The sequence below is a fragment of the Streptomyces sp. NPDC058335 genome (assembly GCF_042723915.1).
In the GTDB taxonomy this organism is placed as follows: Bacteria; Actinomycetota; Actinomycetes; order Streptomycetales; family Streptomycetaceae; genus Streptomyces.
This window is the reverse complement of the sequence record NZ_JBHXHX010000017.1, coordinates 160,411-180,728: the sequence shown is the minus strand read 5'-3', so window position 1 is coordinate 180,728 and position 20,318 is coordinate 160,411. Positions and strand designations below refer to the sequence as shown.

Sequence of the window (20,318 nt, the reverse complement as noted above, 5' to 3'; positions counted from 1 at the left end):
CGGTCTCCGGTCCCGTCACACGGTCCGGGCCTGCTGACGGCCGACGGCGCTCTCCGCCTGCTGGGCGGAGGCGGACGCCTCGCGTTCCCCCGTGGTGGGCGAGAGCGCGACGAAGGCCGAGGTCAGGAAGAGATAGGACCCGAGACCGACGGCGAGGGGGAAGATGAACTGCATCGCCGTGGCCCCCGGCAGGGCCTCGCCCGAGGGCGTGACCTCGACATGGACCGCGAGCATTCCGGTGTAGTGCATGCTGCTCACCGCCGCGCCCATGACGAGGGAGGCAAAGGTGACCGCGACCGGCGCCTCGATGTTGAGCGCCGCCCAGAGCGCCGCGGTCGCCGCGACGACGGCGATGGCGACGGAGAGCCCGACGCGCATCGGGTCGTAGGTGACGTCGCCGTGCAGTCTCACCGCGGCCATGCCGAGGTAGTGCATGCTCGCCACACCGAGCCCGGTGGTGAGCCCGCCGATCAGCAACGCGCGCGTGCGGTCCCGGCTGTAGCCGACGGCGAACACACCGGCGCAGACGACGACCATGGCGACCAGGAGGCTGAGCACGGTCAGCGGAACGTCGTATCGGATGTCGGTCCCGCTGACGCCGAAACCGAGCATGGCCACGAAGTGCATGGTCCAGATGCCGGTGCCGATCGCCGAGGCGGCCGTGACGAGCCAGTTGCGGCGCGAGCGCCCGGTCGCGCCCAGCGCACGGACGGTGCAGCGCAGCCCGAGGGCGGCGCCGATGCAGGCCATCGCGTACGACAGCACGGGTGTCAGCCAGCCGAAGGTGGCGTGGTCCAGGTGTCCCATGGGTCCGGGACGCTAGCCGGGGCACGGGAGCACAAAGGGGGCGCATTTCGAAACCTGCCGCAATATGACGCAGAAATGCGCCGGAGCGATCGCCTCACGCTCGAACATGTGCGCCGGGGCGTCCTCCGTGTTGGTGAGGGATCATGCGGAACATGAGCGACGACCACACACACGTCCAGGAGTTCTTCACGCCGCGCGCGGCGGACTGGGACAGCAGATTCCCCGACGACGGTCCCGCCTATGCGGCCGCGGTGGCCGAACTCGGCCTGCGCGAGGGCGACCGGGTGCTCGACGCGGGCTGCGGCACCGGCCGGGCCCTGCCGCCGCTGCGCGTCGCCGTGGGAGCCTCGGGAGTGGTCCTCGGGGCCGATCTGACCCCGGCGATGCTGGAGGCGGCCGTACGGGCCGGACGCGACCGTGACGGGCGGCTGCTGCTCGCCGATGTCGCCGCGCTCCCGCTGCGCTCCGGCTCGCTCGACGCCGTGTTCGCCGCCGGGCTCGTCGCCCACCTGCCCGCCCCGGCGCGGAACCTGCGGGAACTTGCGCGGGTGGTGCGCCCCGGCGGCGTGCTGGCGCTGTTCCATCCGATCGGCAGGGCGGCCCTCGCGGCGCGCCAGGGCCGCAGGATCACCCCCGACGACCTGCGCGCCGAGCCGAACCTGCGACCGCTGCTGGCGGGTTCGGGGTGGCGCATGACGTCGTACGTCGACGAGGAGGCCCGGTTCCTCGCACTGGCCGTGCGCGAGAGCTGAGGTTCACGCGTCTCCGGCGACCGCTTTCACGAAGGCGTCGGGGTTGTCGAACATGACGTTGTGACCGGCGGCCGGCACCGTCAGGATCCGTACGCCCCCCGCCTCCAGTGCGTCGGCTCCATCGAGCGGGCCGCTCGACTCGCCTTGCAGGTAGACGCGTTCGACCTTGTCGAGGCCCGCGAGGATCTCGCGCATGACGGGTTCGGATCCGCGGCGCAGTCCGACGGCGCTGCGATGCAGGCCGCGCGGGTCGGCCAGCCGCATGGTCGCCGCCCACAGCGGTCCGACCTGGTCCAGCACGCGCGCGTGGCCGCCGTCGACGAACTCCTCCTCCGTGTAGGAGGCGATGCCGCTGCTGCCCGCGGTCGAGGGCGGGAAGGCGTCGAGGTTGGCCTCCGTGACGACCAGCCGTGCGACCAGGTCGGGCCGGCGGTGAGCCAGGACGATGGCCACGGAACCGCCCATGCTGTGAGCGACCAGCTCGGCGCCGGTGACGCCCGCCGCGTCCAGCGCCGTGGCCAGCGCGTCCGCGTGCTCCTCTAGCGTGTAACCGAAGTCGTGTGGCCGGTCGCTGATGCCGTGTCCCGGGAGGTCGACGAACAGGCTGCGTCGGTCGGCGAGTTCGGGCCGCGCCGCCACATGCGCGTGATAGACGGTCGAGGCGGCTCCCAGACCGTGCACGTACACGCGCGCGGGATCCTCCCCCGGCGCCTCCGTCCAGCGGATCCTGCTCCCGCCCTGACCGAACTCGGCCTGCTGCATCGCTGCCTCCTCGGGGCACGACCGTCCACTCGAACGCGTCGATAATACATCGGCACAGATGTATCGCGTGACTGAGATACAGCTTGCTCGGCATACGGCCTCTGAGATGTACCGCGCCGGTACGGCAGAATGTGGGCATGCTGGAGCTCGCCATCCTCGGTTTCCTGTACGACGCGCCGCTGCACGGCTACGAGCTGCGCAAGCGCATCTCGGCGCTGACGGGCCATGTGCGGCCCGTCGCCGAGAGCACCTTGTATCCGGCGATCAAGCGCCTGGAGAAAGCCGGACTCCTGGTGCGGGCCACCGAGCCGGGTGCCGTGGCCGCCCCGCGGCACGTCCTGAGCCTCACGGACGAGGGACGGCTCGAGCTGCGACGCCGGCTCGCCGAGCCCGACGAGCGGGACATCACCGACGAGAACCGCTGGTTCACGGTCCTCGCCTTCCTGCGGCACCTCGACGACGCCCCCGCCCAGGCCGCCGTACTGCGACGCCGCACGGCCTTCCTGGAGGAGCCCGCGAGCTTCTTCTACGACGGTGACCGGGCACTGCGCGCCGAGGAGCTGGACGACCCGTTCCGGCGTGGCCTGCTGACCATCGCGCGGGCGACGTCCAGAGCCGAACTCACCTGGCTGCGCGCCACGCTGAAGTCACTCGGCGGCTGAGTCGTCCCCGTGCCGCACGGGGCAGCCTCCCAGCCCGGGTACCGGCCTGGTCCCCAACTGCTCCAGGCGGTAGCCCTCCGGGTAGCTCTTGATCTCCCAGTTCTGGCGCGCGTAGTGCGGTGCGCGGCGCGGCGGGAACAGCCGGACCACCCGCCCACGCGCGCGCACCGCCCGGCGGACCAGCGCACGCGTGGCGGGTGCCGGCGGGGTGTACCGGAAGGCGCGCAGAAGCGGTTCGTCGAGCAGGGCGAGGGTGGCGGTACGCAGCACGGGGGCGAGCGGCCGCGGGTACCAGGAGGCCATCAGGTCGAGCGTGGCGTCCGATACCGCCCGCGCACCCTCGTCCCAGCCGAAGTGGGCCTCTTCGTAGGCGTCGAGGCAGGCCTCGAACTCCTCGTACGACGAGGGGATGTCCTTGATGCCCATGCGGTGCCCGAGGGTGCGGTAGTGGACGGTGGAGGCGACGATCTCGTGGCGGGACAGCCTGCGCCATCCGTAGGCGTCGATCCAGCGTTTGGGCACGACGACGAACGTACAGAGCACATAGCGCATGTCGTCGTTGCCGATGTCGTAGCTGCGGTGCATGCGGTTGATGCGGCGGACGGCCGTTCGGCCCTCTTCGCTGTCGAATCCGTGCTCGACGACGGCGTCGAGGAGCAGCGAGGTGTCGTCGTAGCGCTTCTGCGAGCGGTGGGTGAGTTCCGCCGTGCGGGCGAGCAGTCTGCCGATGCTCGGCACCGCGTAGGTGCGGTAGAGGGCGAGTTCAAGGGCTCGTGTGAAGTCCCACGGGAACTCGTACGCGACGGTCAACCGGTAGATCTCGGAGGCCTGCGCCACGGGATCCATGCACCGGATCCGTCCGAGCCTCTCATAGCGCTTCACCGCGCTGTCCCCCTTCTGCTGCCGGAACTCCGACTCTACGTTGAGCGACAGGAGATGAACGCTCCGTCGGTACGTTCACGCAGGGGGAAGGTGGTCGGCGATGTTCGACTCGGTCCGCGGAACCTGGGGACGATTTGTCGATGCCGCGCGCGGGCGGCCGCCTGCGAGTGGGGAGCGGTCCGCGCGTGCTCCGCGGAAGTCCGGCGCGAAGCGTGCGCACAACCTGTTCGAGGCGGCCGCCGCATACGTCTCGGCGTGCGCGGAGGATGACCAGGACAGGATCGAGGAGGCGGCGGGCTGGGTGTCGCCCGAGGCGCTGTCGTTCGGGGTCAACGAACTGGCGTGCCGGGCGGTGATCGCCCTCGCGCGCGAGCGGGACGAGTCGCCGCGGGCGGTGGCGCGTGCCCTTCTGGGGCTGCCGTCGGCGTGACACTGTCGGCGGCCAGGGGTGATTCGCCCCCGTCCGGTGGGAAAACTGCAGCTCCGGGCGTGTCGGGGAGTCGTGACAAGCGGCTTCTCGCGGCACTAGGGTGCGCGCCGATGGACGAACCGATGGGGAGGCTGGGATGGCCGGGACGGAAGAGGACGCCGTCGCCGCCGCGGACGATGCGCTCTATGTGCTCACGGCGGTGTTGCTGACGTCGGCGAAGTTCCCGAGTGTGCTGGGCGACGACTACCCGGAGGCCTGTGCGGCGCTCGGCCTCGCGCCGCTCGCCGACGGATACGGCCTGGTGCTGGGCCAGGACGGCGAGGGCGCTCGGTGGACGGTCGCCATCGACGACGTGTCGCTGGTGGCCGTCGCCATCGCGTCATGGGACTGCGGCATGGAGTACGACCTGTCGCCCGACGAGCGGACCGTGGTCGCCGCCCTGCCCGGCTGGCCGCTGGCGGTCGCCGTCGCGGCGCCCGGCGTACCGGCGCCGCACGATCCCGACCCGGAGGCGGCGGGCGGCGCTGCCCTGCGCCCGCCGGACACGACCACCTGGGGCCCGGCCCAGCGACGACTGGGAGCCGACGAGATCGCGCTCCAGTGGGCCCTGTGGCGCGAGCAGATCGACGACGCCGAGTTCGCGCCCGCGGGCGACGGGTCGGAGCCGGCCGAGACGACCGAGGGCGCGGAGGAAGGCGAGAAGGAAACCTCCGCGGCTGGGCACCTCGGCGTCCGCCGTGTCCTCGCGGAGGTCCGCACCTACGTGGAGACACCGCCTCCGCTGGGTCGCGTGCGCTCGTCGTTCGCGCCGGGGGACGCGCGCACCCTGCGCGCGGACGGCCCCGGCTGGTCGCTGGTGGCCCGGACCGACGACATCGCCTTCGTCCTGCTCGACGACGAACCCGGCGAGGTACTGCCGGTCGGTCGGGGACCCGAGCTGCCCGGCCTGCTCGAGGCGCTCGACAAGATGGCCGTACGGCCGAGCTGAGCCGAACGGGGGCGCGTGCTGGACGGCGGGGGGCCGCGGCGCGGCCCCCCGCGCCTCAGCGACCGAGCTCCTTGCGTGTGACACGGCGCAACTTGCGCCGCTGCGAGGGATCCAGCATGAGGTACGCCGCCGCCGGAACTCCCAGCACGATCAGCAGGGCCGCCCACCAGGGCAGCCAGATCAGCAGCAGGAGCCCTACGGCCACTCCTCCTGCCGCGATCTTCGCGTTCTTCGACATGTGCGTCGCCTCCTCCGCGGCCACTGCCGCTCTCTGGTCTGAAAACGGCTCTGCGCGGCGCGCGGTTCCAGCATCACCCCTGAGAAGTCCCTGACGTACACCCCTGAGCTGTCCCTGAGCCCTTCAGCGCGCACATTCGATGAAGGTTCTTCGGCGGATGTGCGCGCGTTCGGTCGCGCAGTGCTGTACTCTCGGCGGCCGACCTTCAGTAGTCAAATTTGAGGAGTAGGCATCTCCGTGCAGTGGGTTTCCGCGGAAACACCGTCCGAGATCGTGGAACTGGCTTGTTGCCCCGCCGTGTTCGTGCCCGAGGTGCCCGCGCGCACCGGCCGCGTCGCCTTCTGGCGTCCCGACGGTGACGCTCCCCCCGTCCTGACGTCGGGGTCCGGCTCGGTCGAGGACCTGTCCGTCGTCCGGCCCACCGGCGCGGGCGTGGAACTGGTCCGCGTGCCGGCCCTGCTGCTGCCGATGCACGAGGCCCTGCACGTCCTCACACGCGCGCGGGCCGTCCCGGAGGCACACGGGGCGGTCGCGTTCTGGGGTGCGGCGGCTCTCGCTGCCCTGGAGTTCACCGCGCGCGGACTACTGCTGCCGGGCCTCTCCTCGGACGACCACGACGCCTGGCGCGCGGGCCCCTTGGGACCCGACGATGTCCAGAAGGTGCGCCGACTGGCCGCCGCAATGCCTCCCGAGGCGCACGCCGTAGCCCTGACCGATACTCCGCCCCTGCGACTGCCCGATCAGGAGCGGCTGCTGCGAGCCTTCCTGGACGCGGTCGCCGACGCCCTCCCCCGCTCCCCCGCCGCACCGCTGCTGACGGGCGGTCCGGCCTATGCGGCACCACAGCCGCTGCGCGTGCCGCACCTGCGGGCCTGGGCCGCCGATGTGGCGGCCGGCCACGACGCAGGCGTACGGGTCTCGCTGCGGATCGAGATCTCGGGACTCTCCCCCACGGGCCCCGAGGGGGCGACGCCGGCCTTTCGCGCCGTGCCCCAGGTGCACAGCCTGAGCGATCCCTCGCTCGTCGCGGACGCCGCCGAGATCTGGCAGGACTCCGGCGCCGGCCACCGCGCGTTCGGCTCACGCACGCGGATGGACGCCCTTCTCGCCCTGCGCCGTGCCGCCCGCGCGTGGCCGGCGCTCACGCCCCTGCTGTCGGCGGCCGTCCCGGACGCCGTCGATCTGCTCGACGAGGAGGTCTCGGAACTCCTGGGCGAGGGATCGCGGGCGCTCACCGCGGCGGGGGTGGAGGTCCACTGGCCTCGGGAGCTGGCCCGCACGCTCACCGCCCGCGCGGTGGTGGGCCCGCCGGACGACGTCCCCGGACCGGACAGGGCCGGCTCGGACGCACCGTCGTTCCTGTCCGCGGACGCGCTGCTCAGCTTCAGTTGGTCGTTCGCGCTCGGCGACCAGCGCCTCACGCGCGAGGAACTGGACCGTCTGGCAGAGGCGAACCGGCCGCTCGTGCGGCTGCGCGACCAGTGGGTGCTGATAGACCCCCGGGAGCTGCGTCGCGCGCGGGTCCAGCAGGACCGCAAGGTGTCACCGATCGACGCGCTGGGTGCGGCTCTGACGGGCTCCACGGAGGTCGACGGCCGTCGGGTCGAGGTCCAGCCCACCGGATGGCTGGCGGCCCTGCGGGAGCGGCTGACGCGCCCCGACGACCAGGAGCCGGTGGAGCAGCCCGCCGCGCTCGACGCGACGCTGCGCGACTACCAGCGGCGCGGCCTCGGCTGGCTGGCCAGGAACACGTCCCTGGGACTCGGCTGCTGCCTGGCCGACGACATGGGGCTCGGCAAGACCGTCACGCTGATCGCCCTCCATCTGCACCGCAGGACGGACCCCTCGGCCGCCGGGCCCACCCTGGTCGTCTGCCCTACGTCCCTGATGGGCAACTGGCAACGGGAGATCGAGCGGTTCGCCCCCGGCACACCGGTGCGCCGCTTCCACGGGCCGCGGCGCGATCTGGCGGACCTGGCCGACGGGGAGTTCGTCCTCACCACGTACGGCACGCTGCGCATGGACGCGGGCCGGCTCGGCGACGTGCCGTGGGGCCTGGTGGTGGCGGACGAGGCGCAGCATGTGAAGAACCCGTACTCGGAGACCGCGCGGGCGCTGCGCACGATCGGGGCACGCGCGCGCGTGGCGCTCACGGGCACACCGGTCGAGAACAATCTGTCGGAGCTGTGGGCGATCCTGGACTGGACGACCCCCGGCCTGCTGGGCCGGCTCGGCACGTTCCGCACGCGGTACGCCCGAGCCGTCGAGGAGGGCGGGGACCCGGCCGCGGCGGAGCGGCTCGCCCGACTCGTGAGCCCGTTCCTGCTCCGCCGCCGCAAGTCGGACCCGGGCATCGCGCCCGAGCTGCCGCCCAAGACCGAGACCGATCGCCCGGTGTCCCTGACCAAGGAACAGACGGGCCTGTACGAGGCCGTCGTGCGGGAGACGCTGGCGGCGATCGCCGAGGCCGACGACATGGCACGGCGTGGGCTGGTCGTGAAGCTCCTGACCGGCCTCAAGCAGATCTGCAACCACCCGGCGCAGTACCTCAAGGAGGACCGGCCGAGGACCACCGGGCGTTCCGGGAAGCTGGAGCTGCTGGACGAACTGCTCGACACGATCCTCGCCGAGGGGGCGGGCGTCCTGGTGTTCACGCAGTACGTCCGCATGGCGCGGGTCCTCGAACGGCATCTGGCCGCGCGGGGCGTACCGACCCAGTTCCTGCACGGCGGCACGCCCGTCGCCGAGCGCGAGGCGATGGTGGCGCGTTTCCAGGCCGGCGAGGTTCCCGTGTTCCTGCTGTCGCTCAAGGCAGCCGGGACCGGGCTCAACCTCACGCGCGCGGAGCACGTGGTGCACTACGACCGCTGGTGGAACCCGGCCGTCGAGGCACAGGCCACCGACCGTGCCTACCGCATCGGGCAGACCCGGCCGGTGCAGGTGCACCGGCTGATCGCGGAGGGCACGATCGAGGACCGTATCGCCGACATGCTGCGCCGCAAACAGAATCTCGCCGACGCCGTGCTCGGCTCCGGCGAGGCAGGGTTCACGGAGCTGTCGGACGCCGAACTGGCCGAGCTGGTGCAACTGCGAGGGGGCGCACGATGAACGCGTACGACGGCGAGCGGGAACGTACTTTCGAGGCATTGCCTCCCGCGCACGGGAGGGGGTTCGCCCAGTCCTGGTGGGGACAGGCATGGCTGGCGGCCCTGGAGGGCGGCGCGCTGGACGGGGCACAGGTGCGTACGGGCCGCAGGCTCGCGCGCGCGGGAGCAGTGGGTGCGGTGTCGGTGCGACCCGGGCGGATCACGGCTGTCGTCCAGGACCATGACGGCACGGGATACCGGGCCGACGTGCTGCTCGACGTCCTGACGGACGCCCAGTGGGACCGTTTCCTGGACCTGGCCGTGGAACGGGCCGGACATGTCGCCGCGCTGCTCGACCGTGAGATGCCGCCGCATCTGGTCGAGGACGCGGAGACCGCGGGCATCGACCTGCTGCCGGGGCTGGGCGACCTGGAGGCGGAGTGCGGCTGCGGCGCCTGGGACCACTGCGGTCATACGGCGGCCCTGTGCTACCAGGTGGCGCGGCTGCTCGATCAGGACCCGTTCGTCCTTCTGCTCCTGCGCGGACGGGCCGAGGAGTCTGTCCTCGCCGACCTACAGGCCCGCGGCACCGCGGCGCCGGCCGAGGCCGCGCCCGCGCCGCAGCAGGGCGTGGACGCGGTGGAGGCGTACCTCGCGGGGCAGGTCCTGCCTCCGCTGCCCGCCGTGCCGGAGCTGCCCGAAGTGCCCGGCGTGCCGCCGTCATTGGACACCGAGGCTCCGCCTCCCGGCGAGGTGGAACCGGCGGCCCTGGAACTACTGGCCGCCCGCACGGCCGCGCATGCCCATGCCCTGCTCGCGGAAGCGCTGCGCGGCGGGGCCGAGCGGCGGGCTCCGGCGAGGGCGCTGACGGTCACTGAGGACGCGGTGCGGCTGGCGGCGGGCCGTCCAGGAGACGCCGACACGGCGCAGTCCGTACTGGACCGGCTCGCCGCCGGCTCGGGTCGCGGCCGTGAGCAACTGGCGCTGGCCGTCCGGGCCTGGCGCACGGGGGGTGCGTCCGCCGTTGCGGTGCTCGAGGAGGAATGGGCCGTCGAGGGCGAGGCACTCGCACGCGCGCGTGCGGCCCTGGACACGGCTTGGGAGGAGGACGTGCGGCCGGTGCTGCGGGCGCGGGGCAACCGGTGGACCGTGGTCGGGTCGGCCGGCCAATTGCGCCTGGGGCGGGACGGCCGCTGGTGGCCGTACCGCAAGGAGCGCGGGCGCTGGGTGCCGGCCGGGGACGCGGCCCAGGATCCGGCGACCGCCCTGGCCGCTGTCGGTTCCGATGTGGAGGAGGCGCCTTCCTGAGGTGAGAGCCGCTCCGGTGAAGCGAAGGTGACGTACGTGCGCCTGCCGAAGGGCGTGTGACACCCGGCCGGTGAGCCGTGCCGTGCGGGACGCGTGTGTGCGTGCCGCACGGCACACGACATCACGCGCGTGTGCCGCACGACGGCGCGGTCACGGCAGCAGTTCCTCCAGGGACGGCAGGAGCGATTCGAGATCGCTCGGCAGCGCGGTCGGCAGGTCGCTCGGCAGGTCGCTGGGGAACTGGGACGGCAGTTCGCTGGGCAACTGGGTGGGCAGCTCGGTCGGGAATCCGCTGGGCAGCTCGCTCGGGAGGCTGAGCGAGGGGGCGGGCGAGGATCCCGTTCCCGGCGGTGGGTCGCCGTCCGGTGAGTCGTCGTTGCCGGAGGCCAACAGCACCACGGCGATGACGACTGCGGCGGCGACGAGCAGCGCCAGTACGGCGAAAAGAGGGTTCCTGCGCCTTCTGGGGCCGTCGGGAGGTCCGGGCGGCGCAGGGGGCGGCTCGGACGGCGGCCGGTCGCCGCCTCCCGCGGCGTGGCCGGGGCCGAAGCCCGGGGAAGGCGGTCCGAAGCCGCCCGGAGGCGGCGTGTCGCCCGGCGGGCCGGGCGGCTTGGGCGGTACGGGCGGCATGGCCATGGCGTCCAGCCTGGCGCCGGGCCGGCCGAAGCGCGACCCCCGCACGGAAGTTGATACCGGCGCATGCCATGGACGGCATGATTCCGACGTACTCCGCACGGGGGCCGCTGCCGCCGGGTGTGCTCGTCACGCACACGCGTGTGCGTGACGAACGGCGCGCGCGAGTACCCGGGGGAACCCACGCGCGCGTGCCGTCAGCCGCGGGCGCCGAGCAGGTGGTCCATGGCGAGCTGGTCGAGACGCTCGAAGGCCATGCCGCGGGCGGCTGCCGTCTCGGCGTCGAAGTCCTCGAAGGCGCCACGGTCGGCGAGCAGGGCCTGAAGACCGTCGGCGGCGGTCGGCTGGGCCAGCTCGTCCAGGCGGGAGTCGCGCAGTGCCTGCTGGACCTCCGGGTCGTTGCGGAAGGCCGCCGCACGCTCCTTGAGGATCAGATAGTTGCGCATGCAGCCCGCGGCGGACGCCCACACGCCGTCCAGGTCCTCGGTGCGCGGCGGCTTGAAGTCGAAGTGGAGCGGGCCGCTGTAGCCGGCGGTCTCCAGCAGGTCGACCAGCCAGAACGCCGAGCGCAGGTCGCCGGCACCGAAGCGGAGGTCCTGGTCGTACTTGATGCCGGACTGGCCGTTGAGGTCGATGTGGAAGAGCTTGCCCGCCCACAGGGCCTGGGCGATGCCGTGCGGGAAGTTCAGGCCCGCCATCTGCTCGTGGCCGACCTCGGGGTTGACGCCGTACATCTCCGGGCGCTCGAGGCGCTCGATGAACGCCAGCGCGTGGCCGACGGTGGGCAGCAGGATGTCGCCGCGCGGCTCGTTCGGCTTGGGCTCGATGGCGAAGCGCAGGTCGTAGCCCTGCTCGACGACGTACTCGCCGAGGAGGTCGAAGGCCTCCTTCATGCGGTCGAGGGCCACGCGCACGTCCTTGGCGGCGCCGGACTCCGCGCCCTCACGCCCGCCCCAGGCGACGTAGGTCTTCGCACCCAGCTCGGCGGCCAGGTCGATGTTGCGGATCGTCTTGCGCAGGGCGTATCGCCGCACGTCGCGGTCGTTCGCGGTGAAGGCGCCGTCCTTGAAGACGGGGTGCGTGAAGAGGTTGGTGGTGGCCATCGGCACCTTCATGCCGGTGGTGTCCAAGGCCTGGCGGAAGCGCTTGATGTGCTCCTCGCGCTCGCTGTCGGAGGACCCGAAGGGGATCAGGTCGTCGTCGTGGAAAGTCACACCGTGCGCGCCCAGCTCGGCCAGGCGCTGCACCGTCTCGACCGGGTCCAGGGCGCGGCGTGTGGCGTCACCGAACGGGTCGCGTCCCTGCCAGCCGACGGTCCACAGACCGAAAGTGAACCTGTCGTCGGGGGTGGGCTGGTAGCTCATTGCCGCGGCTCCTTGCTTGCAGACTATTTCGTCATGGCCGTTTACAAATTAGTATGCGGAGGCATCTCTGGGAAGTCAGATCCCGCGGAGCCGCGGAAAAAGTTAGGGAGATCCCGATGTCAGCAGCCGAGGGTCCGCTCGTCGTCGGCGTGGACACGTCCACCCAGTCCACCAAGGTGCTGGTGGTCGACGCGGCCACCGGTCAGGTCGTCGCGAGCGGCCAGGCGCCGCACACGGTGTCCTCCGGTGCCGGCCGGGAGAGCGACCCGCGCCAGTGGTGGGACGCCCTGCACGAGGCCCTGCGCCAGTGCGGTGACGCGGCGCACGAGGCGGCGGCCGTGTCGATCGGCGGACAGCAGCACGGGCTCGTGACGCTGGACGAGCGCGGTGAACCGGTGCGCCCTGCGCTGCTGTGGAACGACGTGCGCTCGGCCCCGCAGGCCCGCCGGCTGACGGAGGAACTGGGCGGCGCGAAGTTCTGGGCGGAGCGCACCGGACTGGTGCCGGCCGCCTCCTTCACGGTGACGAAGTGGGCCTGGCTCGCCGAGCACGAGCCGGAGGCCCTGCGCGCGACGAAGGCCGTACGCCTCCCCCACGACTACCTCACCGAACGCCTCACGGGCGAGGGCACGACCGACCGCGGTGACGTCTCCGGCACCGGCTGGTGGGCGTCCGGGACCGAGGCGTACGACGAGGAGATCCTGGCTCACGTGGGCCTCGACCCGGCGCTGCTGCCGCGCGTGGTACGGCCCGGCGAGGTCGCGGGCACCGTGCGGGACAGTCACGACCTGCCGTTCTCCAAGGGCACCCTGGTCGCCGCGGGCACCGGCGACAACGCTGCGGCGGCGCTCGGCCTCGGCCTGCGCCCCGGCACTCCGGTGCTGAGCCTCGGCACCTCCGGCACGGTGTACGCCGTGTCGAGGCGCCGCCCGACCGACCCGACGGGCACGGTGGCCGGTTTCGCCGACGCGCACGGCGACTGGCTGCCGCTGGCCTGCACGCTGAACTGCACCCTCGCCGTCGACCGGGTCGCCACACTGCTGGGCCTGGACCGTGAGGCCGTCGAGCCCACCACCGGCCTCACGTTCCTGCCCTACCTCGACGGCGAGCGCACCCCGAACCTGCCGAACGCCTCCGGTCTCCTGCACGGCCTGCGCCACGACACCACCGCCGGCCAGCTGCTCCAGGCCGCCTACGACGGTGCGGTGCACTCCCTGCTCGGCGCGCTGGACCTGGTCCTCGACGAGGACGCGGACCGCTCGGCTCCGCTGCTGCTGATCGGCGGCGGTGCCCGCGGCACGGCCTGGCAGCGGACCGTGCGCCGGCTGTCCGGGCGGCCCGTGCAGATCCCGGACGCCAAGGAACTCGTCGCGCTGGGCGCCGCGGCGCAGGCGGCCGGCCTGCTGACCGGGGAGGACCCGGCCTCCGTCGCCCGGCGCTGGAACACCGCACGGGGCCCGGTGCTCGACGCGGTCGAGCGGGACGAGGCGACCCTGGCCAGGATCGCCGGGGTACTCTCCGACGCGGCCCCGCTGCTGGAGCGGGACACGGACACCCACTGAGGATCGACGGAGGCATGAGCGCACCGCCGCACGAGGCCCGCCCGACCGGCCCCGGGCGAGCGCTGCCCGACACCCAGCAGGGCATGCGCCGCCGCAACCTCGCCCGCGTGATGCACGCCGTCAGCGCCGAGGGACCGCTGTCACGGGCAGCGGTCGCCTCGCACATCGGCCTGACCCGTGCGGCGGTCTCGACGCTCGTCGACGAGCTGATAGGCACCGGCCTGATCGAGGAACTGGGCCCCGAACGACCCGGCAGGGTGGGCAGGCCCGGGTCGGCGCTCGCGGTCAGCGGGCGCGGCCCGGCGGGGATCGGCGCGGAGATCGGCGTCGACCACCTCGCCGTCTGCGCCGTCGACCTGCGCGGCGAGGTGCGGGCACGTGCCGTACGGCACGGCACGAACCGGGGCCGTGCTCCCGAACCGGTACTCCGGGAACTCACCGGACTGGTGCGCCGGGTCGTGGCCGACGGGGAGCGCGAGGGGCTGTGGCCGGCGGGGCTCGCGGTGGCCGTCCCGGGCCTGGTGGGCCGAGACGCCCGCACCGTCGTCCGCGCCCCGAACCTCGACTGGCACGACGTCGACCTCGGCGACCTGCTTCCCGGCGAGTTCCCGCTGACCGTGGACAACGAGGCCAACTTCGGCGGCCTCGCGGAACTCTGGCTCGGCGCGGACACCCCCCGCGACTTTCTGCACGTCTCGGCGGAGATCGGCATCGGTGCCGCGCTCGTCGTCGACGGCAGCCTGCTGCGCGGCACCCGCGGCTTCGCCGGCGAACTCGGGCATGTGCCGGTCCATCCCGACGGTCCGGACTGTGGGTGCGGCAGCCGGGGCTGTCTGGAGCAGTACGCCGGTGAGGAGGCGGTCCTGCGCGCGGCCGGCCTGGAACTCGGCGAGGACCGCGTGGGACTGCTGGCCCGACGCGCGGCGGACGGCGACGAGGACGTACGGCGGGCACTGCGCGAGGCGGGGACGGCGCTGGGCGTCGCCCTGACCGGAGCGCTCAATCTGCTGGACCCCGAGGCTGTCGTGCTGGGCGGTGCGCTCGCCGGACTCGCCCCGTGGCTGCTGCCGTCCCTGGAGTCCGAACTCGCCCGCCGCACAGCCGGCCCGCCCTGCCCGGTGTCCGTCTCCCGGCTGGGCCCCGAGGGCCCGCTGCTCGGCGCGGCGCACTCGGTGGTGCGGACGGTGCTTGACGACCCGGCGGGTGTGGCGGGGCGGGGTTGAGGGCCGGCGGCGCCGGCGGCCACCACTGCCGGCGGTCGTGCGACGGGGCTGTGGTGTGCCGACAGGGGCGGGCCGGACTGAGCCCGCTCGGGGTGGGTGAGGTCTGATCCCCGGCAGGCACGCCGAGCGACCTCCCGCAGACGTTTCCTCTCCGTACGGCCGTGTGCGGCCCGACCGGGTCAAAGCCCTCTGCCGGCGCTGGGCAGGCGGCCTCGCGTCGCAGTTGTCGACCCGTCCGACGCCCCCGTCCGCATCCGGACGCATCTCGCCGCCCCGGACCGGAGCGCCCCGGAACTCCCCCTTCGGGTGAGCGAGTTGTCCACAGTGCCGCGGTCGTCCACCGATCCCGGCGGTTTCCGGCCGCGCAGGCACAGGGCGCCGTAACGTGATCCACGCGGGCGCAGCCGGCGACCCCGTCCCGGCACGTCACCGCAACCACCCTCGTCCGCCCGGACGTCACCACCTTCATCGGCCCTGCCCAGAACGGAGCTGTGCACCATGACCGACCCCCGGATCCTCACCGTGCGGCCTGAACCGGGCGAGTACGCCTGGACGTTCGGCGGCGCGCCGCCCGTGGCGCGCATCGCGCCGGGGACGGTCCTGGACCTGTACACGGAGGACTGCTTCGCCGGCCGGGTGCGCTCCGAGAAGGACCTCGTGTCCGAGGTGTGCCAGTTTCCCTTCCTCAACCCGCAGACCGGTCCCTTCCACATCGAGGGCGCCGAGCCGGGGGACACCGTCGCCGTCCACTTCGTGTCGATCGAACCGGCCCGCGACTGGGCGGCCTCCACCACGGTCCCCCTGTTCGGCGCGCTGACGTCGACACACACCACGGCCACCCTCCAGCCGCCGCTCCCCGAGAAGGTGTGGATCTGGCAGCTCGACCGGACCCGCCGCACGGCGTTGTTCCGCGCGCACGACAACGACATCGAACTCGAACTGCCCCTGGACCCGATGCACGGCACGGTGGGAGTCGCGCCGGCCAACCTCGAAGTGCGCTCGGCCCTGGTGCCCGACGCGCACGGCGGGAACATGGACACCCCCGAGATGCGGGCGGGCGTCACCTGCTACCTCGGGGTGAACGTCGAGGGGGCGCTGCTGAGCCTCGGCGACGGGCACGCCCGGCAGGGCGAGGGCGAGACCTGCGGGGTGGCCGTGGAGTGCGCGATGAACACCGTGGTGATCGTCGAACTGCTCAAGGGGGTGGCCACGCCCTGGCCGCGCATCGAGTCGGACACCCACATCGTCTCGACCGGGTCGGCGCGCCCGCTGGAGGACGCGTTCCGCATATCCCAGCTCGACCTGGTCCAGTGGCTGGTGCGGGACTACGGATTCGCTGAGCTGGACGCGTACCAGTTCGCAACCCAGGCCGTCGAGTCCCCGTTGGCCAACGTGTGCGACACCAACTACACGTGCGTGGCCAAGATCCGCAAGGAATGGCTGCCGGCACGCGAGACGCACCGCGGACTGCACGCGCGGCTGCGCGAGACGGCCGCGACACTCCGGAGCTGACGCGCGCCCCCGTACCGAGCCGGTGCCGAGTCCTGCCCGCCCCGTCCCCCGAAAGGCAGCATCCGTGGAACGAACCAGGCCACTCCCCCTCCCCGGCAGGCGCCGGATCCTGAAGGGCGCCGCCCTCGCCGCCGTACCGTACGTGCTGCTCTCCGAGACGCGGGCCGGTGCGCAGACGCGGTCCGTCGACCACCCGCCGGCCGAGTGGCAGCCCGCGACACCCTCCAACTACACGGCGTCCAGCCGTCCCACGACGTACCCCGTCGACCGGGTCGTCATCCATGTCACGCAGACCACGTACGCCCAGGCCCTGTCCATTTTCCAGAATCCGCGGAAGAGGGTTTCCGCGCACTACGTGGTGCGTTCCGCCGACGGTCATGTGGCGCAGTGCGTGCGGGAGTCGGACGTCGCCTGGCACGCGGGGAACTGGGACCACAACACACGGAGCATCGGCATCGAGCACGAAGGGTGGGTGGACCGGCCGGCCTACTTCACCGACGTCCTCTACGAGCGGTCCGCCCGGCTCACGGCGTCCGTCTGCGACCGGTACGGCATCCCCAAGGACCGGGCCCACATCATCGGCCACCACGAGGTACCCGGCACCGACCACACCGACCCCGGCCCCGACTGGGACTGGGTCCGCTACGTCAGACTCGTCAACGTCGCCTGACCGGAGGCGGCGGGATCTCCCCATCCCCTCTTTCGGGTGGCCGCGGTCCAAACGGTTGTCGGGGCGCACACCCGGCGTGACGATGTCCCCAGCCACTTCGCCTGCCGGGAGGCCGACTTGACCGATCCCTGGGTGGCCCTGGAACCGGGGGCCGACCCTGTCGAGCGTGTACGGGTCCTGCGGCGGGCGCACGACGCGTTCACCGAGGCCGGCACGGTGCCGCGACCGGTGCGGTCCGTGGTGGCCGACTCGTGGCGGCGCTCGGCGCGGGCGGGCGTCGGGCCGGATGGCACCGCGAGCGTGGAGCTGACCGACGGGGATCTCGGCGCCTACCGGGCCGAGCATCCGCTGGCGCGGGTGATGCCGCTTTTCCGGGAGCTGATGGGCACGTTCGCCGCCGATGGAAAGCATCTCCTGGCGGTGTGCGACGCGCACGGCCGGCTGCTGTGGGTCGAGGGCCACCCGGCGACGCGGCGGCAGGCGGAACGGATGAACTTCGTGCCGGGCGCGCGGTGGGCGGAGACCGCGGTGGGGACGAACGCGCCGGGGACGGCGGTCGCCCTGGACCGGCCGGTGCAGGTGTTCGCGGCCGAGCACTTCATCCGGCGGGTGCAGCCGTGGACGTGCGCCGCGGCGCCGGTGCACGATCCGCGGACCGGACGGGTGCTGGGCGCGGTCGACATCACCGGCGGGGACGGGCTGGCGCATCCGCACAGTCTGGCCTTCGTCCAGGCGGTCGCGCGGGCCGCCGAGTCGCACCTCGCGCTGCTCGCCCCCGCGCGGCCGGAGACCGACCCGCCCCAGCTGACCGTGTTGGGCCGGGACGAGGCGTGGCTCGCTGCCGGCGGGCGACGGATCAGGCTCAGTCGGCGGCACAGCGAGATCCTGATGCTGCTGGCCCGCCATCCGGAGGGCCTGACCGGGGACGAGCTGCTGTGCGCGGTGTACGAGGACGAGTCGGTGACTCCGGTGACCCTGCGGGCCGAGCTCGCCCGGCTGCGCGGGGTGCTCGGCCCCGGGTTGGTGGCCTCGCGGCCGTACCGGCTCACCGTTCCCGTCGAGTCGGACATCGCCGTCGTAGAGCGGCGTCTGGCGGCCGGGGCGGTCACGGCCGCGGTCACGGCGTACACCGGTCCGCCCTTGCCGGCGTCGCAGGCGCCGGCGGTGGTGCGGGTCCGGAACAGGCTGGCCGACGGTCTGCGTGCCGCCCTGATCGCCGGCCGGGACCCCGACCTGCTCGCGGACTGGGCGCACGCGCCGTGGGGCGAGGAGGACCTGGGCGTATGGCGGGCACTGGCATCGGCACGGCCGACGGCGGCGGTACGGGCTCGGCTGGCCGCGCTGGAGTCGGAGTTGGCGGCGCCGGCGTCGTGGAAGCGCAGCTGACAACACCGGTCGGCTGCAAGGGCGTCAGGGTCGGCACGACCCGACGCGACGGTCACGCGACCCGCTTCAGGGGCCCCACGCACCACCCGCACTCCGCAACCTGGATGCAACGTCGACGTCCCTAGCCTCGCGCGCAGAGCTGCCCAACGGCGGGCAGCGCTGCTCAGGGAGGCAATCCACGATGACCCGTTACGCGGCGCCCGGAACCGAAGGCTCGATCGTCTCCTACCAGGCGCGTTACGACCACTTCATCGGCGGCGAGTACGTTCCTCCGGCCCGTGGCCAGTACTTCGAGAACCCGTCCCCGGTGAACGGGCAGCCGTTCGCCGAGGTGGCGCGCGGCACGGCGGAGGACGTGGACCGGGCGCTCGACGCGGCGCACGCGGCCGCGCCGGGCTGGGGCCGGACGTCAGCGACCGAGCGCTCCGACATCCTGCTGAAGATCGCGGACCGCATGGAGGCGTACCTGGAGCCGCTGGCGGTCGCGGAGAGCTGGGAGAACGGCAAGCCGGTCCGCGAGACGCTGGCGGCGGACATCCCGCTGGCCATCGACCACTTCCGCTACTTCGCGGGGGCGGTCCGCGGGCAGGAGGGGGCGCTCAGCGAGATCGACGAGGACACCGTGGCGTACCACTTCCACGAGCCGCTCGGGGTGGTCGCGCAGATCATCCCATGGAACTTTCCCATCCTGATGGCGACATGGAAGCTCGCGCCGGCCCTCGCCGCGGGCAACGCGGTCGTCATCAAGCCGGCCGAGCAGACGCCGGTCTCGCTGCACTACTGGATGAGCCTGGTCGCCGACCTGTTGCCGCCTGGCGTGGTGAACATCGTCAACGGCTTCGGCGAGGAGGCGGGCAAACCGCTCGCGTCCAGCCCGCGCGTGGCGAAGATCGCGTTCACCGGTGAGACGTCGACCGGTCGGCTGATCATGCAGTATGCCGCGGAGAACCTGAAGCCGGTGACGCTGGAGCTGGGCGGCAAGTCGCCGAACATCTTCTTCGACGACGTCTGGGAGAAGGACGACGATCTGCGCGACAAGGCCCTGGAGGGCTTCACGATGTTCGCGCTGAACCAGGGTGAGGTGTGCACCTGCCCGTCGCGCGGGCTGATCCAGCGCGGCAACTACTCCGAGTTCATGGCGGCCGCGGTCGCCCGCACCGAGCTGATCAGGCCCGGACACCCCCTCGACACCGACACGATGATCGGCGCCCAGGCCTCCGGCGACCAGCTGACGAAGATCCTCTCCTACATCGACATCGGCCGACAGGAGGGCGCCAAGATCCTCACCGGCGGCGAACGCGCCGATCACGACGGCGAGTTGAAGGGCGGTTACTACGTGCAGCCGACCATCTTCGAGGGCGACAACCGTATGCGGATCTTCCAGGAGGAGATCTTCGGCCCGGTCGTCTCGGTGGCCTCGTTCGACGACTTCGACGACGCCGTGAAGATCGCCAACGACACCTCGTACGGCCTCGGCGCCGGGGTGTGGACGCGGGACATCAACACGGCGTACCGCGCGGGCCGGGCGATCCAGGCCGGCCGCGTCTGGACGAACTGCTACCACGCCTACCCGGCCCACGCGGCGTTCGGCGGCTACAAGCAGTCGGGCATCGGCCGCGAGACGCACAAGATGATACTGGAGCACTACCAGCAGACGAAGAATCTGCTGGTGTCGTACTCGCCGAAGAAGCTGGGCTTCTTCTAGACGCGCGAAAGGGCGCCTGACGAGGCACGATGTCGTCAGGCGCCCGCCGCGGCGCACGGCCAAGGGGTAAGTCGAAATGCACCCTCGTCCCGGTGCGTCCCACTGGCGTTCCAGCGAGGTGATCACGGCACGTACCGACGCGAGGCTGGCGGCCGACCCTCTCTCCGCGGCCTGCTGAGCCGCGTCCCCACGCCGTCACAGGAAGCTGCAGCAGCGCGTCCCCGTACGATGAAGCCCACCCAGCAGCACCCGAGGCCCGGTCCTGCTCGGAACCTCCGCGACGACGACGGCCGGCGACCGTGCGGCGCCGATGTGATGCTTGGCCTCGAAGAGCGGCCGGGCGCGTGC

18 protein-coding genes are annotated in these 20,318 nt (G+C 72.6%); 12 read left to right on the top strand and 6 right to left on the bottom strand.

Going from position 1 to position 20,318, the window contains the following annotated elements; genetic code table 11:
* Positions 1–15: 15 nt before the first annotated feature.
* The gene (locus tag ACFWJX_RS30190; protein ID WP_383249324.1) at positions 16–807 is read right to left on the bottom strand and encodes an MHYT domain-containing protein; all 792 of its coding nucleotides are present in this window, start codon (positions 805–807) and stop codon (positions 16–18) included.
* Positions 808–959: 152 nt separating this feature from the next.
* Between ACFWJX_RS30190 and ACFWJX_RS30185 the strand changes: the two genes are divergently transcribed.
* A complete protein-coding gene (locus tag ACFWJX_RS30185) occupies positions 960–1,559 on the top strand; it encodes a class I SAM-dependent methyltransferase (protein ID WP_383249322.1) in 600 nt (199 codons plus the stop codon).
* A gap of 3 nt (positions 1,560–1,562) precedes the next feature.
* Here ACFWJX_RS30185 and ACFWJX_RS30180 read toward each other — a convergent pair whose 3' ends face one another.
* Positions 1,563–2,321 (bottom strand): alpha/beta fold hydrolase, encoded by a 759-nt coding sequence (locus ACFWJX_RS30180; RefSeq protein ID WP_383249320.1) that lies wholly within the window; start codon positions 2,319–2,321, stop codon positions 1,563–1,565.
* Between the two features lie 137 nt (positions 2,322–2,458).
* Between ACFWJX_RS30180 and ACFWJX_RS30175 the strand changes: the two genes are divergently transcribed.
* Positions 2,459–2,983, top strand: a complete 525-nt coding sequence (locus tag ACFWJX_RS30175; RefSeq protein WP_383249319.1) for a PadR family transcriptional regulator — start codon at positions 2,459–2,461, stop codon at positions 2,981–2,983.
* Here ACFWJX_RS30175 and ACFWJX_RS30170 read toward each other — a convergent pair.
* Positions 2,969–3,829, bottom strand: coding sequence for an oxygenase MpaB family protein (locus tag ACFWJX_RS30170; protein ID WP_383249317.1), 861 nt, complete (start codon positions 3,827–3,829; stop codon positions 2,969–2,971). The two genes, ACFWJX_RS30175 and ACFWJX_RS30170, sit on opposite strands and share 15 nt — an antisense overlap.
* A gap of 136 nt (positions 3,830–3,965) precedes the next feature.
* Here ACFWJX_RS30170 and ACFWJX_RS30165 point away from each other — a divergent pair, with 136 nt between their 5' ends.
* Positions 3,966–4,295: a hypothetical protein gene (locus tag ACFWJX_RS30165; RefSeq protein ID WP_383249315.1), complete on the top strand. Its 330-nt coding sequence runs from the start codon at positions 3,966–3,968 to the stop codon at positions 4,293–4,295.
* Positions 4,296–4,431: 136 nt separating this feature from the next.
* A complete protein-coding gene (locus ACFWJX_RS30160; protein WP_383249313.1) occupies positions 4,432–5,283 on the top strand; it encodes a hypothetical protein in 852 nt (283 codons plus the stop codon).
* 55 nt (positions 5,284–5,338) lie between these two features.
* Here the strand turns inward: ACFWJX_RS30160 and ACFWJX_RS30155 are convergent, their stop codons facing one another.
* Positions 5,339–5,521, bottom strand: coding sequence for a hypothetical protein (locus ACFWJX_RS30155; RefSeq protein WP_383249311.1), 183 nt, complete (start codon positions 5,519–5,521; stop codon positions 5,339–5,341).
* A gap of 237 nt (positions 5,522–5,758) precedes the next feature.
* Between ACFWJX_RS30155 and ACFWJX_RS30150 the strand changes: the two genes are divergently transcribed.
* On the top strand, positions 5,759–8,629 hold the full coding sequence (locus tag ACFWJX_RS30150; RefSeq protein WP_383249309.1) for a DEAD/DEAH box helicase: 2,871 nt from the start codon (positions 5,759–5,761) through the stop codon (positions 8,627–8,629).
* Entirely contained in the window at positions 8,626–9,915 is a 1,290-nt protein-coding gene (locus ACFWJX_RS30145) for an SWF or SNF family helicase (protein WP_383249307.1), read from the top strand. Before ACFWJX_RS30150 ends, ACFWJX_RS30145 begins: the two co-directional genes overlap by 4 nt.
* Positions 9,916–10,065: 150 nt before the next feature.
* Here the strand turns inward: ACFWJX_RS30145 and ACFWJX_RS30140 are convergent, their stop codons facing one another.
* Both ACFWJX_RS30140 and xylA read right to left on the bottom strand, forming a co-directional pair.
* Entirely contained in the window at positions 10,066–10,551 is a 486-nt protein-coding gene (locus ACFWJX_RS30140) for a hypothetical protein (RefSeq protein ID WP_383249305.1), read from the bottom strand.
* 194 nt (positions 10,552–10,745) lie between these two features.
* Positions 10,746–11,912 carry a xylose isomerase gene (xylA, locus tag ACFWJX_RS30135; RefSeq protein WP_383249303.1) on the bottom strand — a complete coding sequence of 389 codons (1,167 nt, stop codon included), beginning with the start codon at positions 11,910–11,912 and terminating at the stop codon, positions 10,746–10,748.
* Between the two features lie 116 nt (positions 11,913–12,028).
* On the opposite strand from xylA, the gene xylB reads away from it, so the two are divergent.
* The 6 genes from xylB to ACFWJX_RS30105 all read left to right on the top strand — a co-directional run bounded on the left by xylB (position 12,029) and on the right by ACFWJX_RS30105 (position 19,970).
* Positions 12,029–13,474, top strand: coding sequence for a xylulokinase (gene xylB, locus ACFWJX_RS30130; protein WP_383249301.1), 1,446 nt, complete (start codon positions 12,029–12,031; stop codon positions 13,472–13,474).
* Positions 13,475–13,488: 14 nt separating this feature from the next.
* Positions 13,489–14,697 carry an ROK family protein gene (locus tag ACFWJX_RS30125; RefSeq protein WP_383249299.1) on the top strand — a complete coding sequence of 403 codons (1,209 nt, stop codon included), beginning with the start codon at positions 13,489–13,491 and terminating at the stop codon, positions 14,695–14,697.
* 498 nt (positions 14,698–15,195) lie between these two features.
* Positions 15,196–16,209 (top strand): acetamidase/formamidase family protein, encoded by a 1,014-nt coding sequence (locus ACFWJX_RS30120; RefSeq protein WP_383249297.1) that lies wholly within the window; start codon positions 15,196–15,198, stop codon positions 16,207–16,209.
* Between the two features lie 64 nt (positions 16,210–16,273).
* Complete coding sequence (locus ACFWJX_RS30115) at positions 16,274–16,879, top strand: N-acetylmuramoyl-L-alanine amidase (protein ID WP_383249295.1); 606 nt, start codon at positions 16,274–16,276, stop codon at positions 16,877–16,879.
* 117 nt (positions 16,880–16,996) lie between these two features.
* Positions 16,997–18,265 carry a GAF domain-containing protein gene (locus ACFWJX_RS30110; RefSeq protein ID WP_383249293.1) on the top strand — a complete coding sequence of 423 codons (1,269 nt, stop codon included), beginning with the start codon at positions 16,997–16,999 and terminating at the stop codon, positions 18,263–18,265.
* 181 nt (positions 18,266–18,446) lie between these two features.
* Positions 18,447–19,970: an aldehyde dehydrogenase family protein gene (locus ACFWJX_RS30105; protein ID WP_383249291.1), complete on the top strand. Its 1,524-nt coding sequence runs from the start codon at positions 18,447–18,449 to the stop codon at positions 19,968–19,970.
* The last annotated feature ends 348 nt before the right edge of the window (positions 19,971–20,318 follow it).

Bases quoted from the DNA above. Each gene is read 5' to 3' on its own strand.
- ACFWJX_RS30175 (WP_383249319.1), top strand. From the start codon at position 2,459: ATGCTGGAGCTCGCCATCCTCGGTTTCCTGTACGACGCGCCGCTGCAC.
- ACFWJX_RS30165 (WP_383249315.1), top strand. From the start codon at position 3,966: ATGTTCGACTCGGTCCGCGGAACCTGGGGACGATTTGTCGATGCCGCG.
- ACFWJX_RS30120 (WP_383249297.1), top strand. From the start codon at position 15,196: ATGACCGACCCCCGGATCCTCACCGTGCGGCCTGAACCGGGCGAGTAC.
- ACFWJX_RS30180 (WP_383249320.1), bottom strand. From the start codon at position 2,321: ATGCAGCAGGCCGAGTTCGGTCAGGGCGGGAGCAGGATCCGCTGGACG.
- ACFWJX_RS30170 (WP_383249317.1), bottom strand. From the start codon at position 3,829: ATGGATCCCGTGGCGCAGGCCTCCGAGATCTACCGGTTGACCGTCGCG.
- xylB (WP_383249301.1), top strand. From the start codon at position 12,029: ATGTCAGCAGCCGAGGGTCCGCTCGTCGTCGGCGTGGACACGTCCACC.
- ACFWJX_RS30160 (WP_383249313.1), top strand. From the start codon at position 4,432: ATGGCCGGGACGGAAGAGGACGCCGTCGCCGCCGCGGACGATGCGCTC.
- ACFWJX_RS30105 (WP_383249291.1), top strand. From the start codon at position 18,447: ATGACCCGTTACGCGGCGCCCGGAACCGAAGGCTCGATCGTCTCCTAC.
- xylA (WP_383249303.1), bottom strand. From the start codon at position 11,912: ATGAGCTACCAGCCCACCCCCGACGACAGGTTCACTTTCGGTCTGTGG.
- ACFWJX_RS30145 (WP_383249307.1), top strand. From the start codon at position 8,626: ATGAACGCGTACGACGGCGAGCGGGAACGTACTTTCGAGGCATTGCCT.
- ACFWJX_RS30185 (WP_383249322.1), top strand. From the start codon at position 960: ATGAGCGACGACCACACACACGTCCAGGAGTTCTTCACGCCGCGCGCG.
- ACFWJX_RS30125 (WP_383249299.1), top strand. From the start codon at position 13,489: ATGAGCGCACCGCCGCACGAGGCCCGCCCGACCGGCCCCGGGCGAGCG.
- ACFWJX_RS30190 (WP_383249324.1), bottom strand. From the start codon at position 807: ATGGGACACCTGGACCACGCCACCTTCGGCTGGCTGACACCCGTGCTG.
- ACFWJX_RS30155 (WP_383249311.1), bottom strand. From the start codon at position 5,521: ATGTCGAAGAACGCGAAGATCGCGGCAGGAGGAGTGGCCGTAGGGCTC.
- ACFWJX_RS30140 (WP_383249305.1), bottom strand. From the start codon at position 10,551: ATGGCCATGCCGCCCGTACCGCCCAAGCCGCCCGGCCCGCCGGGCGAC.